Annotated in this window: 13 protein-coding genes and 1 tRNA gene; 3 read left to right on the top strand and 11 right to left on the bottom strand. The window is 62.8% G+C overall.

Annotated elements, in window-relative coordinates:
• Position 1: 1 nt before the first annotated feature.
• From JYK05_RS00065 to JYK05_RS00055, 3 genes are read right to left on the bottom strand one after another with little or no spacing between them, the layout of a single operon-like run.
• Positions 2 to 478: an OsmC family protein gene (locus tag JYK05_RS00065; RefSeq protein ID WP_206467313.1), complete on the bottom strand. Its 477-nt coding sequence runs from the start codon at positions 476 to 478 to the stop codon at positions 2 to 4.
• 19 nt (positions 479 to 497) lie between these two features.
• Positions 498 to 1,367: a patatin-like phospholipase family protein gene (locus JYK05_RS00060; RefSeq protein ID WP_206467312.1), complete on the bottom strand. Its 870-nt coding sequence runs from the start codon at positions 1,365 to 1,367 to the stop codon at positions 498 to 500.
• 3 nt (positions 1,368 to 1,370) lie between these two features.
• Complete coding sequence (locus JYK05_RS00055; RefSeq protein WP_175938879.1) at positions 1,371 to 1,784, bottom strand: PaaI family thioesterase; 414 nt, start codon at positions 1,782 to 1,784, stop codon at positions 1,371 to 1,373.
• A 168-nt stretch (positions 1,785 to 1,952) separates the two neighbouring features.
• Between JYK05_RS00055 and JYK05_RS00050 the strand changes: the two genes are divergently transcribed.
• Positions 1,953 to 2,028 (top strand) — tRNA-Lys (locus tag JYK05_RS00050).
• A 735-nt stretch (positions 2,029 to 2,763) separates the two neighbouring features.
• Here JYK05_RS00050 and JYK05_RS00045 read toward each other — a convergent pair.
• Positions 2,764 to 5,478 (bottom strand): glycoside hydrolase family 108 protein, encoded by a 2,715-nt coding sequence (locus JYK05_RS00045; RefSeq protein ID WP_206467311.1) that lies wholly within the window; start codon positions 5,476 to 5,478, stop codon positions 2,764 to 2,766.
• Positions 5,479 to 5,811: 333 nt separating this feature from the next.
• Here JYK05_RS00045 and JYK05_RS00040 point away from each other — a divergent pair, with 333 nt between their 5' ends.
• The gene (locus JYK05_RS00040; RefSeq protein ID WP_175940565.1) at positions 5,812 to 6,156 is read left to right on the top strand and encodes a GNA1162 family protein; all 345 of its coding nucleotides are present in this window, start codon (positions 5,812 to 5,814) and stop codon (positions 6,154 to 6,156) included.
• Between the two features lie 39 nt (positions 6,157 to 6,195).
• Here the strand turns inward: JYK05_RS00040 and JYK05_RS00035 are convergent, their stop codons facing one another.
• A complete protein-coding gene (locus tag JYK05_RS00035) occupies positions 6,196 to 6,582 on the bottom strand; it encodes a DUF488 domain-containing protein (protein WP_175938875.1) in 387 nt (128 codons plus the stop codon).
• Between the two features lie 167 nt (positions 6,583 to 6,749).
• On the opposite strand from JYK05_RS00035, the gene JYK05_RS00030 reads away from it, so the two are divergent.
• A complete protein-coding gene (locus JYK05_RS00030; RefSeq protein WP_175940564.1) occupies positions 6,750 to 8,111 on the top strand; it encodes an MFS transporter in 1,362 nt (453 codons plus the stop codon).
• 15 nt (positions 8,112 to 8,126) lie between these two features.
• Here the strand turns inward: JYK05_RS00030 and dbpA are convergent, their stop codons facing one another.
• From dbpA to dnaA, 6 genes are all read right to left on the bottom strand, one after another.
• Positions 8,127 to 9,509 (bottom strand): ATP-dependent RNA helicase DbpA, encoded by a 1,383-nt coding sequence (gene dbpA / locus JYK05_RS00025; protein ID WP_175938874.1) that lies wholly within the window; start codon positions 9,507 to 9,509, stop codon positions 8,127 to 8,129.
• Positions 9,510 to 9,513: 4 nt separating this feature from the next.
• Positions 9,514 to 9,708: a hypothetical protein gene (locus JYK05_RS26225; protein ID WP_241269813.1), complete on the bottom strand. Its 195-nt coding sequence runs from the start codon at positions 9,706 to 9,708 to the stop codon at positions 9,514 to 9,516.
• A 100-nt stretch (positions 9,709 to 9,808) separates the two neighbouring features.
• The gene (locus JYK05_RS00020; protein WP_206467310.1) at positions 9,809 to 10,705 is read right to left on the bottom strand and encodes a phosphorothioated DNA-binding restriction endonuclease; all 897 of its coding nucleotides are present in this window, start codon (positions 10,703 to 10,705) and stop codon (positions 9,809 to 9,811) included.
• A gap of 44 nt (positions 10,706 to 10,749) precedes the next feature.
• A complete protein-coding gene (gene gyrB, locus JYK05_RS00015) occupies positions 10,750 to 13,221 on the bottom strand; it encodes a DNA topoisomerase (ATP-hydrolyzing) subunit B (protein WP_206467309.1) in 2,472 nt (823 codons plus the stop codon).
• Positions 13,222 to 13,355: 134 nt separating this feature from the next.
• Positions 13,356 to 14,459, bottom strand: coding sequence for a DNA polymerase III subunit beta (gene dnaN, locus JYK05_RS00010; RefSeq protein WP_206467308.1), 1,104 nt, complete (start codon positions 14,457 to 14,459; stop codon positions 13,356 to 13,358).
• Positions 14,460 to 14,734: 275 nt separating this feature from the next.
• Entirely contained in the window at positions 14,735 to 16,303 is a 1,569-nt protein-coding gene (dnaA, locus tag JYK05_RS00005) for a chromosomal replication initiator protein DnaA (RefSeq protein WP_175938866.1), read from the bottom strand.

The raw sequence follows: 16,303 nt of genomic DNA, 5'->3' as shown, positions 1-16,303 counted from the left end.
TTCAGAGCGTCGACACGTCGATAGCCGGCTCGCAGCGCACCGGGAAATTCACCGAATTCGCGATGAAGCAGTACCGGTGCGCTTCCTCATGCAGCCGCGCGGCGAGCGCCGCGTCGCCGCCCGCGCCGATGGTCACTTTCGGGCGCAGCAGCACATCGACGAAGCGCCCGCTGCCGCCCGGCTCTTCCTGCATCGTGCCGATGGCTTCATCGACATAGCCGGTGACGACGACCTTGTTCGTCGCGCACAGGTGCAGATACCAGAGCATGTGGCACGACGAGAGCGATGCCACGAACAACTCCTCCGGATTGTGACGTGCGGCGTCGCCGCGGAACGCCGGATCACTCGACGCCTCGATCGCGGGCTTCGTGCCGACCCGCACGAGATGATCGCGCGAGTACGCGTCGTAGGCGGACGTGCCGGAGCCGAGATCGCCGGTCCACGCGACGGTCAGTTCATAGCGATGCAGCTTCGACACGGCATGCCTCCGTAGAGACTCAGGCGAGATGCGACGCGGTTTCCAGAAGACGCGGCAGGCGTTCCAGAAAGTCTTCGCCGTCCGCGCGACCCAGGTCGTAAGCATGCTCCATCTGCGACGGGCTCGTATAGTCCCAGCTCGAAATCGGCACCTTGCGCGACGGCTGCACGTAAAGACGCCGCTGCTCGCCGTGCGGCACGACGAACATGCGCTCGCGCGGATACAGCCGCGTGACCATCACGAGCACCATGCCCGGCGACGCGTCGAGCGCGGAAACCGGCACGTTGTCGACCATGCCGCCGTCGAGCACCGGACGCCCGTTGCGACGCAGGATCGGCGTGAACGGCGGCGTGCTCGACGATTGCAGGATGAGGTCGGCCAGGTCTTCGATGGTCGCGCATTCCTGCGCCGTCACGAACTCGGGATGAAAGCCGAGCGCCTGGCCGAGCGTCGGATGCAGCGTCTTGCGCACGTATTTTTCGATGTTGTAGGCGATGAGGCCCGCCGCAACGGCGCTGCGCGCGCCGAGCCAGCGCGGCAGATGTGACACGCCGATGCGAATTTCCGGCGCCGATGCCAGTTCGTCGAAGCGATCCGCGAAGATGTCGAGTAGCGCCTGCCGGTAGATGCGGTAATGCGGAAAGACGGACTGGCGCCGCAACAGATTGCCCCAGTAGGCGTTCTTCGTGTTGCCGCGCAGGACGTCCGCGTAATAGCGCATGACCCACCGCGCGTCGTTGGTGTAGAGCATGCAGGCGGTGGCCGCGCCTGCCGAGATGCCCGCGATGATCCGCGGCCGCAGGTCCAGCTCCGGCTGCACGACGTTCCAGAACCCGGCTTGCCACCAGCAGCGGTTGCCGCCGCCGGCGAATACGACTTGATCGAACATTGCTTACTGGTCTTTGTTGATGAGCGCGTAGGTGGTCGTGGCGTGAGCGGCGAGCTCGCCTTTGTCGTCGTGCATGTCGATTTCGCCGAAGACGAGATTGCGCCCGCGCCGCATGACGCGCGCCGTGACGAGCACGTCGCCGGACTTCACCGGGCGCATGAACGTGGTGTTGAGCGAGACGGTGGTCATCGGCGAGAAACCGCCCATGACGTGCGATATGGCGACGACCATCGCGGTATCCGCGGCGGCCATGAACACCTGACCGCAGATGACGCCGCCCGCGTGACGCAGGTGGTCCGAGTACGGCAGACGCAGGGTGACGGAGTCGGTCCCGATGGCTTCGGGCGCGAGCGACAGTTCGCGGACCCACGGCGCGAGAATGCTGTCCAGCAACGCGCGGATGGCGGCTTCGTCCATGTCTTCCTGTTCCGTGATGAGTTGACGAATCGAACGATGGTTCGGCGATGCGTCATGATAACGGCTGTCGTGGCGCGCGCTGTTCGGCGCGAGGGTCGTTGCGGCGTCGAATTTTGCGCGGAGGGCTTGCGCTTTTCGAAATTTTGCCGCTATAATTTCGCTTCTGTTGGGGCGTTAGCTCAGTTGGTAGAGCAGCGGACTCTTAATCCGTAGGTCGAGTGTTCGAGTCACTCACGCCCCACCAAAGAATTCATGCAAAAAGCCCAGCCTTTACCGGTTGGGCTTTTCGCTTTCTGGATAGATATCAGGCAGAGTCCGGCACTTCCCGACTCGGAAGATTCGGTCGCGGAACGTTTGGCCACCTTCACGACCTTGCCCAAATCTCCACTCATCCATCGTTACCTCAACGCCAGCGGAGCGGCGCGCAGAAGCAGGACATCGGCTTCAGCGCTTCCTGTGTACTGAACGAACACCTCACGCGGCAGGTCGAGTCGACCAGAGCACGAGCGCCGGACTGAAAACGGCGCTTCGGTGCGCGACGGACGAAGTGCGAGAGCAATCTGTCAACGTCGCCGAAGGACGGCATCTTTGGGAGCGTAGGATTCCGCTCCGTCTGGGCTCTTCGTGATATGCCAAATCAAATTGCCGTTCCGCATCGTCAACTGTGCCTTTCCGTTCGTTGCTCCAAAGAATGACGAAAAATTGATCGATGCGGATGTCCCGTTAGCATTGATTTTTCCCGCAATGTTTGGGTTTTTTTCGTCGTCACAATCTGTTCTGTTTCCATTCTGGGCTACCGCACAATATTGCCCGCGAATTGAATTACCTCGCTGCTCCAAATGAACTGAGAACGTTCGCGTACTTGGCGCACTATTCCAATCCCATTCGCCGGAGAACGAGTGAGCGAACGCGGATACACTATTGCAAAGCAAAACGAAAACATAGCCCGCTAATAGGCTTCCTGAAACCTTCATGCTGATCACCCCTTGAAATCCAAGCACCGATCCACTCTCTTGGTCCATCCATCCAAAAATTTGTGGTTCTTGGTTGGCTTCCCTGAATTATCGTAAGCCAGCGACGTGTAGTATTTCTTCCGCGTCGCCCCGATTTTCTGCACCAGTTCTTCCTGGTCGTCGATCGAATTGATCTGTTCAACAAGAGCTCTCGACATCTTATTGTTCACTTCGATCGATTTCGCATAGTCCGAGATCATTAATTCTTGAATTTTGCGGATAGCTTGACCCGATGTTATTGTCCAATCGTAAATGTTCAGGGCGGTCTTCTCATTAGCAAACCCACAGAAACCGCGCGGCTCCCAGTAGCGTTTCAGATAGATAACCTTCGCTTGATCGTCGGTAAGCGCTTTGAGATTAGCCAGTGTTGGCCCGACGCCAATATCTTCCTTGGCATATGCTTGCCACGTAGCCCAAGCAATGCCCTTATTGGTGGCTCCGCCAGAATCATTGGGGTCATCAACGAATCCGCCCTCGTTCGACAAAACAATTTTTGATACCTTTTCGAAGCGCGCTTTGCAATCGCATGCGCCGCTCTGAAAATTTGCCACTAGGCCGATTGGGTGAATATGCCAAACGTTCGGGCCGGCGGGAAAACCATTGATCGCGCTCACCTTATCCCACCATTTCAGCTTTTCGATGCGCTCAAGTTCGGCCTGCCAGACAGGCTTGCCGTCGTCACCCATCAGCGGAGTCAACGCTTCCCACTTGCTCGTGTCGCCGCCCCACTCGCTCTCGTAGCTGACGATCAGGTGCGAGACAACGTCGGCCAGCCACGGCACGGTCAATGCCTCCTTCAGGTCGGCCGGAACCACCCTGTTTCCCTTGCCGCTGCCTCCACCCTTCGCTGCCATTTCCAGCTTCGCGATCAAAGGAGTGCCGTTGATGCTCGCAGCAATGGGAGCAAACGCTTGTTCCTCGCCGTCGAGCAACTGCTTCGTCTCATACAAGTTCCGCCGGTACAGGTCGATCACCGACATTCCCGTCGTATCTACCGTATCGAAGTCCGGCCACGCCCACGGGCTTTGCCATCGAGTTTCCGTGTGCCCCTTTTCGCACACCCAGCCGCAGATCGGCTGGCCGTCGCTATCGCCGGCATTGATCTGCCACCACTCTGCGGCGGTCGACTCGCTCTTGCTTTCTTCCTTGGCCGTGCTGTTATCGGAAAGCTGGTCAAGCTGGGCGCGCGAGAACACCTGCTGATAGCCGACCGCCGGGCCCTGCGCATTGGCAAGCTGTAACGGAAAATCGGTCCAGGTCTGGACCGTCGCACTGGCGACTTTGCCCGCAAACCTGCGCTCGACCCAAACCGGGGTGCCTATGGGTCTTCCGGCTAGCTGGTGAGCATGTCCGTGACCGCTCGCACTGGGCTTTGCAGCAAGTCGCGTCGGCTGTACCCTCGCCCACTTGCCCTTGCCCGGATCGCCCTTCGCGAGAGCGAGCGTGAGCCCCACAAGTTCAGTATTGCGCTGCGCATCGGAGGGTTTGACGAGTTTTGCTCCTGGCGAGATCACCAGCAAAGGCTTTCCGCCCGGCACCTTGTCTCCCAGCTTGTTCGCGCGCTCCCGGCTTTTGGTAATGAAATCGTTGATCTGTGCGCCCGTAAAGACCTCGACGTGAAGCAGCGGACGCACCGGCTGGGGCGGCAGCACGCTCGACTGTGAGAAATTCTGGTATTCACCCAGGTAACCGATCACATCGCCCGCCCGAACCTTGAACGGTGTTTCGAGCACGACCACTGTGTCTAGCGGTTTCGGCTCGATCACCGCGTCGAGTTCGTCCAGATTTACCCAGCCTGTCGAGACAGCAGAGTCACCGGTCGCGACAGGAACCGGCGTGCCCTTTGTGATTATCGCGATCTGTGCCCAACCTTTTACCCCATTGCCGACGATGGTTAGTTCTGCACCGCGCGGCAGAAGCCCGATTACCGCGCCCGATGCGCGAGCGCAGATGCGAACACCGGTCTGCGTCGTGCCGGCAGAGCGCGTTCCGTCCAGCGCATTCGCTGGCGCCCCAGCCAATTTGTACTTTGCTTTCGCACCCACTCGGAAAAGCCGGTCGCCTTGCCAGAAAGGCAACCGGTGAACCAACGGCACAGGCTGCGCACTGCCGCTGTCCGAGTGCTCCGCTGACAAATAACCCGCCCAGTCAAGCTGGTGCATGTAGAGACTGTAGAACTCCAGTACCTCATCGGCAGGTGGCGAGATGCTCTGCGGCGTCTGCGCGCCGCTAGCGGCTCCTTGCAGGCTTGCTGGCTTCGGCTCGGGGGGGAGAACAAGCTTGTGACGCACCAGTACAAAGCCGGTCGAATAAAGCGCGTATCGCGGGGGCGTGGTCGGATAGGTCAGTCCGGCGTACTTTGAATCGAGTCGGTAGGCCACCACCTCGCCATCGGCAATCACCTTGACGCCCTCGCCCTGCTTAAGGTCGGCGCCAGTCGCCGCGTCGAAGTGGATGCCGCCGTGAAACATGCCGTTCCGACCAAAGGGATAGGAACCACCGTCCGCACCCGCCAGAGCGCGGAGCCAGGTCTGAGGGTCCGTTGGATTTCCGCTCTTCGGTGCAAACGGGAAGGTCCAGTTGAGCGGCTGCCACTGAGGCAGCCGCGAGGCTGTCGGTGTTGCGGGCGCTGTCGGTGTTGCGGGCGCTGTCGGGTGGTGCGGATGACGCGGGTTAGCCATGAATCTCGGTGTTGCTGTCAGGATAGAGTGGACTCGATCGCGAATGCTGCGTCGCTGCTCGGACTATCAGCGCATGCGCGAACGGAAGGGCAGCCGCAGCGTGGAAGACTTCCGACACACGCTAGACCGTGATGCGGAACCGTTTTTCCGCTCGTCTAGCCTTCTACCCTCGGCATACCTGCGCTGCAATTGCTTCCGATCCGAAATTTGGCCACTTCTTGTCCTCGCGCAAGGTCGCTGGCGGCCCGAGCGCGAGCCGTATAATCACTAAGCGGCAACTTGTCTACGCCCGTCCTACTCGACGTCAGTCGCCGATGACAGCCCGTCGTCGGGATTCCGCCATCGTCGTCTGCGCGCGAGAAGCTAGGCACGAAGTTCATCGTCGTCGACAGCAAGACGGTCGTGTCGGCGAACGCGAAGCTCGTCGATCTGCGCTCGGGCGACGAACTGTGGAAAGGTTCCGCCACGGCCAACGGCAACGAAGTCGGCTACAACGTCGGCGTGGGCAACGGCAGCCTGATCGGCATGGTGGTCGGCGGCATCGCCAAACAGGTCACCCACTCGCTGACGGATAAATCGTTCGACGTCGCGGGCCTGACGAGCCAGCGCCTGCTCGCGACGGGCGACAAGACCGGCCTGCTCTACGGCCCGCGCTCGCCGAAATTCGGCACCGACTGAAGCATTTGCCATAGACGCCCTCACGGGCGTCTGTCGCGCCTAGACCACCTCCGCGCCGCGCTTCAGCAAAAGCTCTCGCAGCACCGACCGGTGACACCGCGCCTCATTCTCGCAGTAGCACCCGACCGACAGATTGGTTGTATGCGAGAGCGCCGCGAGCAGATCGAGCGACCTGCTCGCCTCCGGCGTCGCCATCTCGGCCTTGTACTTCCGCACGAAGGCGCTCCACTCCTTCTCCGTCTGCGCGCTCAGTGCCTCGGCCACCCGTTCCGCCGATGGCGCCAGATTCGGGTACCACACGTCATAGAAGTTGCGGCTCGCGAACTCGGCTTTCGGCACGCCGCGCGGCGGCCGGCGAACGGTGCCGATGCGCAAGCCTTCGTTTTCGCTGCGCGGTGTGCCGAGCCGCACGATTCGAATGGCCATGCTCCGTCTCCCTGTTTTGGTCGTCACAGCATAACCGCCGCCGACGCGTTCGAGCGCGATCCGTCGCGTTCCCGTATCGTTTCGGATTATTCTTTGTCCGCTTACTTCCGGAACACGACGTGCCCGCCGATCCCACCCAATCCGCCCCCCGCGACCCCGATGCGCCGATGACCTCCCGCGAGCGGCGCGGCATGGCCGCCATTCTGCTGGCCGTCGCGCTGGCGACACTCGATACCGCCATCGCGAATACGGCGCTGCCCGCCATCGCCGCCGATCTCGGCTCGACGCCCGCGGCCTCCGTCTGGATCATCAACGCGTATCAGCTCGCGATGGTCGCCACGCTGCTGCCGTTCGCGGCGCTCGGTGGCATCGTCGGGCATCGGCGCGTTTATCTGGGCGGCCTTGTCGTGTTCACGATCGCATCCGCGATATGCGCGTTCTCGTGGTCGCTGCCGACGCTCGTCGCCGCGCGCCTGCTTCAAGGGCTCGGCGCGAGCGCGATCATGAGCGTCAATACGGCACTCATCAGCGCGCTGTTTCCGCTGCACCGGCTCGGGCGCGGCGTGGGACTGAACGCGCTGATTGTCGGCATTGCGTTCGCGGTCGGGCCGACGGTGGCGTCCATCGTGCTGTCGCTCGGGACGTGGCCGTGGCTCTTCGCGGTGAATCTGCCGGTCGGCGTGCTCGCGCTTTTTATCGCGTGGCCCGCGCTGCCGCAGACGAAGCGCAGCGCGCACGGCTTCGATCGCGTGGCGGCGGCGCTCAACGTCGTCACGTTCGCGTCGCTGATTTTTGCGCTCGGGGAAGCGGCGCAGCGGGCGCCATCGCACACGGTGCTCGCGGCGCTGGCCGTTGCGCTCGTCGCGGGCGCGCTGATGCTTCGACGCGAGCGCGGCCATCCCGCGCCGATGCTGCCCGTCGATCTGTTTCGACGCCCGATGTTCGCGCTCTCGACGATGACCGCCGTCTGCTCGTTCGCCGCGCAAGGGCTCGCGTTCGTGTCGCTGCCGTTCTACTTCGAGACCGTCCTCGGCCGCACGCAGGTGGAAACCGGCTTCCTGATGACGCCGTGGTCGGTGCTCGTCGCGTTGATGGCGCCCATCGCGGGGCGCTTGTCTGACCGCTACGCGCCGGGTCTGCTCGGCGGCATCGGGCTCGCCATTCTGTGCGCGGGCATGGTGTCGCTTGCGGCGCTGCCCGCGAATCCGCATGCGCTGGATATCTGCATTCGCATGTCGATTTGTGGCGCGGGCTTCGGCTTCTTTCAGTCGCCGAACTTGAAGGCGTTCATGGCCAGCGCGCCGCGCGAGCGAAGCGGCGGTGCGAGCGGCGTGGTCGCCACCGCGCGGCTCGTCGGTCAGGCGACGGGCGCGGCGCTCGTTGCGCTGTGCTTCGGCATCGCGGGAAAGCACGGTCCGGCGCTCGCGCTTTCGCTTGGCGCGGGGTTCGCGGGGGCGGCAAGCGTCGCGAGCGGGTTAAGGCTGGTGACGCGTGATGCCGGCTCGGCGGCGGGGATGGCGCGGGAGTGAGTTGGAGCCCGCCGCTCAAATCCGCCGCACCTTCACCTTGCGCCCCTTCAGCTTCCCGGCGCCGAGCCTGCGGATGGCGTCATCGGCAATGCCGCGCTCTACCGCCACATAAGTCACCATATCCATCACGTTGATCTTGCCGATCTGCGCGCCGTCGAAACCCGCTTCGCCGGTCAGCGCCCCGAGCACGTCGCCCGGGCGGATCTTGTCCTTGCGTCCGCCGAGAATCTGCAACGTGGCCATCGGCGGCTTCAGATGCCCCGGTTCCGCCGACGTCAATTCCGACAGCGGATGCCACTCTACTTCCGCGCGCTGCGCTTCTTCGATCGCGCCCACGCGCCCCATTTCATCCATGCTCGCGAGCGACAGCGCCCAGCCCTCCTCGCCCGCGCGCCCCGTGCGGCCGATGCGATGCACATGCACTTCCGGGTCCGGCGTCACGTCGACGTTGATGACCGCTTCCAGTTGCGCGATGTCGAGCCCGCGCGCCGCCACGTCGGTCGCGACGAGCACTGAACAGCTGCGATTGGCGAACTGCACGAGCACCTGATCGCGTTCGCGCTGCTCCAGCTCGCCATGCAACGTGAGCGCCTCGAATCCTTGCGCGCGCAACACGTCGAGCAAGTCGCGGCACTGCTGCTTGGTATTGCAAAACGCGAGCGTGCTCACCGGACGATAGTGATCCAGCAGCAGCCCGACCGCATGCAGCCGTTCGTGATCTTCCACCTGATAGAACCGCTGCTTGATCTTGGCATTGCTGTGCTGCTCGGTGAGCTTGATCTCGCGCGGATTGCGCAGAAACTGCTGGCTCAGCTTCGCGATGCCTTCGGGATACGTCGCGGAAAAGAGCAGCGTCTGCCGGTCCTTCGGGCACTGTCGCGCGACGGACGCGATATCGTCGAAGAAGCCCATGTCGAGCATGCGGTCGGCTTCATCGAGGACGAGCGTGCGGACTGCGGCGAGCGAAAGCGTTTCGCGCTGCAGATGATCCATGATGCGCCCCGGCGTTCCCACGACGATATGCGCGCCGTGCTCGAGACTCGCGATCTGCGGACGCATGGGCGTTCCGCCGCACAGCGTCAGCACCTTCACGTTTTCTTCCGCGCGCGCGAGGCGGCGGATTTCCTGCGTGACCTGATCGGCGAGTTCGCGCGTCGGACAGAGCACGAGCGCCTGCACGGCGAACTGCTTCGCATCGAGCCGCGCGAGCAGCGGCAAAGTGAAGGCGGCGGTCTTGCCGCTGCCGGTTTTCGCCTGCGCGATGAGGTCGTGCCCGGCAAGCGCATGCGGCAGACTGGCGGCCTGAATCGGCGTCATCGACGTGTAGCCGAGTTGTTGCAGGTTCGCCTGCATCGCGGGGGCGAGCGGCAGGTTCGCGAAGGAAGTGTCGGTGGTCATGGCGTTAATGCGAGCCTCGCGGCGGGATGTCGCTGACTTGTTCGTAGGAGACGGCGCCCTCCGGCGACTCGTGGCGCATCACGTAATTACGCGCGCCGCACATCGGGCAGCGGAACAGCAGACCTTGGCCTTCGTTTTTGATGACGACGTCCGAGGGCTGCCATTCTGCTTGGCAGGACTGGTTTCGGCAGGTGAACATGGGGGAAGTTCTCTTGATTGCGATGCGCGCGGGTGGGCCCGCGCGTGATGGATTGGCTCGAAGCCGAAGTGTACGCGGGTTGCGGCGGCGGCTTCGGGGATTAGAGGGGGCGCGGTTGTCCGCGGAAGACTTGGGAGCGATGCCAGGCGACGAACTGGCTCGACGGGTGATGTTCCGCTCTGACCGGCGCGTTGAGTCGACTGCCGTGATGCCGCAGCAAGACGTGATCGAACTGCTCGGTGCCGTGCGCTTCCTCGGAGACCAGCACGCGACGCTCATCGCCGAGCGTGAAAGCGCCGATATCGAAGAGCCTGTGATGCAGGCAGCACAGCGCGATGCCGTTTTCGACGACGTCGGGTCCTTCGAACTGGAACCATTTAATGTGCGCGGCTTCTAGGCCGATTGTGCGGTTGCTGATGCGCATGTCGAGATTGCACAGCGCGCAGCGGTACTGGTACGCCCTGAGTACGTCGTCGCGAAAGTCTGGACTGCGACGCGTTCTAGCTGTCAGCGGCGCGTGAAGCGTCAGGCCGACCGCGGCGAGAATGTCCTCGTGCATGCTGTCGGGAAAATGCGCGTCGAGTAATATGCGCGCAACGTCGCGGATGGCTTGCGGATCGCTGTCGAAGGTGCGTTGGACGTCATCGGAGAATTGGCCGGTTGCGTCGATGCTGCGCAACTGCGTCTTCGTCAGCGCCGCGTTGGACGCGAGGCCACCCACCGAGCCGTGCGCCGCGACGCGCCACACGTCGTCGCTTTGCAGGCGAAGAAACGGCATCTCCGGATACAGCGTGCGCCGCCACGGGCCGAACTCCCGCAGGAGTTCGTTCAGCTTGCTTTCGTACTGGTTGAACGGCACCTCGCGGACTCCGCGGCTGTACAAGCCGAGCGCGAGCAATGCCAGTAATGGCTTGTGAGGCGCGCGCTCGTCACCGCGTTGCCAAACCTTCAACGCCTCGAAGCGCTGAAGGATGTCGGGCGGGTGACGGCGCTGCATGGTTGCCTTAATGCAAGCGGGCGGCTTGAGCGCCCCCATTCCCCTCAAACATCAATATTTCCCGCCCGCAAAGCATTACTCTCGATAAACGCCCGACGCGGCTCGACATCATCGCCCATCAGCGTGGTAAAGATGCCATCCGCCGCGATCGCGTCTTCGATCTGCACGCGCAGCAGCCGCCGCACGTTCGGATCCATCGTCGTTTCCCAAAGCTGCTCGGGATTCATTTCCCCGAGCCCCTTATAGCGTTGCTTCGACACGTTGCGCTCCGCGTCCGCGATCAGCCACTTCATCGCGCTCTTGAAGTCCGACACGGCCATCGACCGCTCGCCGCGCTTGATCAGCGCGCCTTCGCCGATCAAGCCCTTGAACGTATCCGCCGTCGAAACAAGCTGCTTGTAGTCAGCGGTCAATTGCAGGTCTTCGTCGAACACGGAAACCTTCACGTTGCCGTGATGGCGCCGCTTGATATGCAGCGAGCGCACTTCGCGCACCTGGTCGTAGGCCGGCTCGACCGTGACCTCCGGCTTCAGCGGATCCGCGCGCAGCCGCGCCTCGAGCGCCTTCGCCGATGCCGCCGCCGCTTCTTCCGTCGACAGATCGATCACGACGCCATCCATCACGGCTTCGAGCGCGGCCGCGTCGTAGATGCGGCTGATGCGATCCACCACCGCCTGCGCCAGCAGATAAGCACGCGCCAGTTCGCCGAGCGCATCGCCCGAGATCGGGTCCGCGCCTTCGCTCGGAATCAGTTCAGAACCCTGTAGCGCGAGCTTCAGCATGTGCTGGTTGAGCTCGTGCGCGTCCTTCATATACCGCTCGTCCTTGCCCGCCTTGATCTTGTAGAGCGGCGGCTGCGCGATGTAGATGTACCCGCGCTCGACGATCTCCGGCATCTGCCGGTAGAAGAACGTCAGCAAGAGCGTGCGGATGTGCGCGCCGTCCACGTCCGCATCCGTCATGATGATGATGCGGTGATAGCGCAGCTTGTCGAGGTTGTAATCGTCCTTGCCGATGCCGCAGCCGAGCGCCGTCACGAGCGTCACGATCTGCTCCGACGAGATCAGCTTGTCGAATCGCGCTTTCTCGACGTTCAGCACCTTGCCGCGCAGCGGAAGAATCGCCTGGAACTTGCGGTCGCGTCCCTGTTTGGCCGACCCGCCCGCCGAGTCGCCCTCGACGATATAGATCTCCGACTTCGCCGGGTCTTTCTCCTGGCAGTCCGCGAGCTTGCCCGGCAGCCCGATGCCATCGAGCACGCCCTTGCGCCGCGTCATCTCGCGCGCCTTGCGGGCCGCGTCGCGCGCGCGCGCGGCATCGACGATCTTGCTCGTGATGATCTTCGCGTCGTTCGGCGTTTCCTGCAGGTAGTCTTCCAGCGCCTTCGCGACGATTTCCTCAACCGGCGCGCGCACTTCCGACGACACCAGCTTGTCCTTCGTCTGCGAGCTGAACTTCGGCTCGGGCACCTTCACCGAGAGCACGCAGGACAAGCCTTCGCGCATGTCGTCGCCGGTGGTTTCCACCTTCGCCTTCTTCGCGATGTCGTTGTCCGTGATGTACTTGTTGATGACGCGCGTCATCGCCGCGCGCAGGCCGGTCAGGTGCGTGCCGCCGTCGCGCTGCGGAATGTTGTTCGTGAAGCAGAGCACGCTTTCATTGAAGCTGTCGTTCCACTGCATGGCCACTTCGACGGTCACGTTCTCACGCTCGCCGGTCGCGTGGAACACGGTCGGATGCAGCACCTGCTTCTGCTTGTTGATGTATTCGACGAAGCCCTTCACGCCGCCCGCAAACGCGAAGTCGTCTTCCTTGCCGGTGCGCAGGTCCGTCAGCCGGATACGCACGCCGTTGTTCAGGAAGGACAGCTCGCGCATGCGCTTGGCGAGAATGTCGTAGTGGAATTCGACATTGCCGAAGATCGTCGCGTCCGCGAGGAAGTGAACTTCCGTGCCGCGCTTTTCCGTGTCGCCGACGACGGGCATCGGCGAGTACTGCACGCCGTCTTCCTCGACGATCTCGCGGTTCTGCACCACGCCGCGCGCGAATTCCATGAAGTGCTTCTTGCCGTCGCGGCGCACCGTGAGGCGCAGCCATTCCGACAGCGCGTTCACGCACGAGACGCCCACGCCATGCAGGCCGCCCGACACCTTGTAGCTGTTCTGGTCGAATTTGCCGCCCGCGTGGAGTTCCGTCATCACGATTTCGGCGGCGCTGCGCTTCGGGTCGTGCTTGTCGTCGCGCTTCAGGCCCGTGGGCACGCCGCGGCCGTTGTCCGTCACGGAGATCGAGTTGTCCGCGTGAATCGTCACGTGGATGTCGTCGCAGTAGCCGGCCAGCGCCTCGTCGATGGAGTTGTCCAGCACTTCGAACACGAGGTGATGCAGACCGGTGCCATCCGACGTATCGCCGATATACATGCCCGGACGCTTGCGCACCGCCTCCAGCCCTTCGAGGATCTGAATGGAGGATGCGCCGTAGCTGTTGTCGGGTTGCGAATGTGTGTTTTCAGTCATGGATTTCTTCCGGTTCTGCGTCACTGCTTCGACACTACTTCGATAACTGCTCGTAAATGCTCGAACTTTTCAAAACACCTTAAAAACGCCAAAGGGGCGCGCCGCCCCTTGGAGTGTGATCGGTGTCGTACGCGTCAGATGCGCATCGGCATCACCACGTATTTGAATTCCTCGTTCTCCGGAATGGTGATCAGCGCGCTGGAATTCGCGTCGCCGAGCGCCACCTGGAGCGTGTCGACCTTCAGATTCGCGAGCACGTCGAGCAGATACGTGACGTTGAATCCGATATCGACGGTATCGCCCTGATACGCGATTTCGAGTTCTTCCTGTGCTTCTTCCTGGTCGGCGTTCGTGGACATGATCTTGAGCTGGCCCGGTTCGACGAGGCAGCGCACGCCCTTGAACTTGTCGGACGTGAGAATGGCCGCGCGTTGAAGGGAACGCTGCAACTCTTCGCGGCCGATCTCGAACGTGTTCTTGTGCGACTTCGGAATCACGCGCTGGAAGTCGGGGAACTTGCCTTCGACGAGCTTGGACACCAGTTCCACCTGACCGAACGTGAACTTGACCTGCGTCGCGGCGATGTCGATTTTCAGCGTGTCGTCGATGTCTTCCAGCAGGCGCTGCAATTCGAGAATGGTCTTGCGCGGAATGATGACTTCCTGACGCGGGAACGCGCCTTCGATCTTCATGGACGAGAACGCGAGGCGGTGGCCGTCCGTGGCGACCGCCATCAGCTGGTCGCCGTCCACTACCAGCAGCATGCCATTCAGGTAATAGCGGATGTCCTGCTGCGCCATCGCGAAATACACCATGCCGAGCAGCTGGCGGAACGTCTTTTGGGGAACCGACAGGCTCGCGCCGAAGTCAGTAGCCTGGTTGACCGTGGGGAACTCGTCTGCGGCGAGCGTCTGCAAGTTGAAGCGGCTCTTGCCCGAGCGCACGGTGAGGCGCTTGTCGGAGAGGTCGAGCGCGACTTCGCCGACGGGCATGGCGCGCAGGATGTCGAGCAGCTTGCGCGCGGCGACGGTGGTGGCGACCTGATCGCCGCCGACGCCGAAGTCGGCGCGCGTGGTGATCTGAAGTTCGAGGTCCGTCGAAAGGAACGACACGTCCGCGCCGTTCTTGGTGATGAGCAGATTGGCGAGGATAGGCAACGTATGGCGGCGTTCTACGATACCGCTCACGGTTTGCAGCGGCCTTAGAAGATTATCTCGTTCGGTCTTGACCAGTTGCATAGAGTTCCTTCATTGATGTGACGGCCTGTCCGGGCGGTTCGCCACCGTAGCGCCACCGTTCGCCCGCCGGACAACCTCGTAACACGCGTTGCCGGCCCCCCGCCGGTCACTCGCGAAAGCTTGCGCTTCAGAACCGTCCAGGCCAGCGGACGGCAAACCTGTATTGTGCCTGAAAACAGCACGGCTCCCTAGAAATTGGGGGCGTTTTCGCCAATAAACAGGCCCGCACGCGCAACAATCGACGCCTGCCGCCGCGCGCCGCCCGGCGGCTCTCGTCAGCCCTTCAGCGTCTGTTCCAGCACGTGCAGTTCGTGGTTCAGCTGCGCGTCGTTGCCGCGCTCGGCGGCAATCTTGCGCACTGCGTGCAGCACCGTCGTGTGGTCGCGGCCGCCGAACAGTTCGCCGATTTCGGGCAGGCTTTTCTGCGTCAGTTCCTTCGCCAGATACATGGCGATTTGACGCGGACGCGCGATATTGGCCGGCCGCTTTTTCGAGTACATGTCGGCGACCTTGATGTTGTAGAAATCCGCGACCGTCTTCTGGATGTTCTCGACCGAGATCTGCCGGTTCTGCACCGTCAGCAGGTCTTTGAGCGCCTCTTTGGTCAGCTCGATGGTGATGTCGCGGCCGTGAAACTTCGAGTACGCGAGAATCTTGCGCAGCGCGCCTTCCAGTTCGCGCACGTTCGAGCGCAAATGCTTGGCGACGAAGAACGCCACATCTTCCGACAGGCTCACGCCTTCGGAAATCGCCTTGCGCATCAGGATGGCGACGCGCATCTCGAGTTCCGGCGGCTCGATGGCGACCGTCAAACCGGAGTCGAAGCGCGAGATCAGGCGATCGTCGATACCGGAGATTTCCTTCGGATACGTGTCGCTCGTGATGATGACCTGCGCCTTGTTGGCGACGAGCGCCTCGAACGCATAGAAGAATTCTTCCTGCGTGCGCGACTTGCCCGAGAAGAACTGGATATCGTCGATCAGCAGCAGGTCGAGCGAGTGGTAGTAGCGCTTGAAGTCGTCGAACGCCTTGCGCTGGTACGCCTTCACCACGTCGGACACGTACTGCTCCGCATGAATGTAGCGGATGCGCGCGCCGGCCTTGTCCATCAGCAGCTGATTGCCGATGGCGTGGATCAGGTGTGTCTTGCCGAGGCCCACGCCGCCATACAGAAAGAGCGGGTTGTACGAGATGCCCGGGTTGTCCGCGACCTGAATGGCCGCCGCGCGGGCAAGCTGGTTCGCCTTGCCGGTCACGAAGTTGTCGAACGTGAGCACCGGATTGAGCTTCGAACGTTCGTAGGCGGAATCGGTTTCACCGCCCGCCGACGGCGCGCCGCCCGGCCGCCACGTGCGCCGGCCAGCGGCGGCTTCGTTGGCGTCGAGGCTCGGGAGATCGAGGTCGACCTGTTCTTCGTGCGTGGCCTGCGCCTGCTGCGCGGCTTCGGCGGCAAGCGCGTTGACGTGCGCCGTCGCGTTCGCGTGCGCCACCACCGAAGGCGCGGCGGGCGCCGCCGCCGGCGCAGGCGGCCGCGGCGGCGTGACACTCACGCGCGGCGCGGCGTTCGGCGCGCCGCCGACGGCGCTGCGAGCGGTCGCTTTCGGATCGAGAACGAATTGCACGTCGATGGGCGCGCTGAAGAACTCGCGCGCCACGTCCGCGATGCGTCCGGAAAACTGGCTCTTCACCCAGTCGAGCTTGAAGCGGTTCGGCGCGGCGATGCGCAGCGTGCTCGCGTCGGCATCGAAGTCGACCGGGGTCAGCGGCTTGATCCACGTGACGTACTGCTGAGGCGTGAGCTCGCGCTCCAGCAGTGCGGAACAGTGTTCCCAGAAATCGTTCAT

Source organism: Caballeronia sp. M1242 (assembly GCF_017220215.1).
In the GTDB taxonomy this organism is placed as follows: Bacteria; Pseudomonadota; Gammaproteobacteria; order Burkholderiales; family Burkholderiaceae; genus Caballeronia.
Note: the sequence above shows the minus strand (reverse complement) of the source record. Positions and strands in the feature narration are given on the sequence as shown.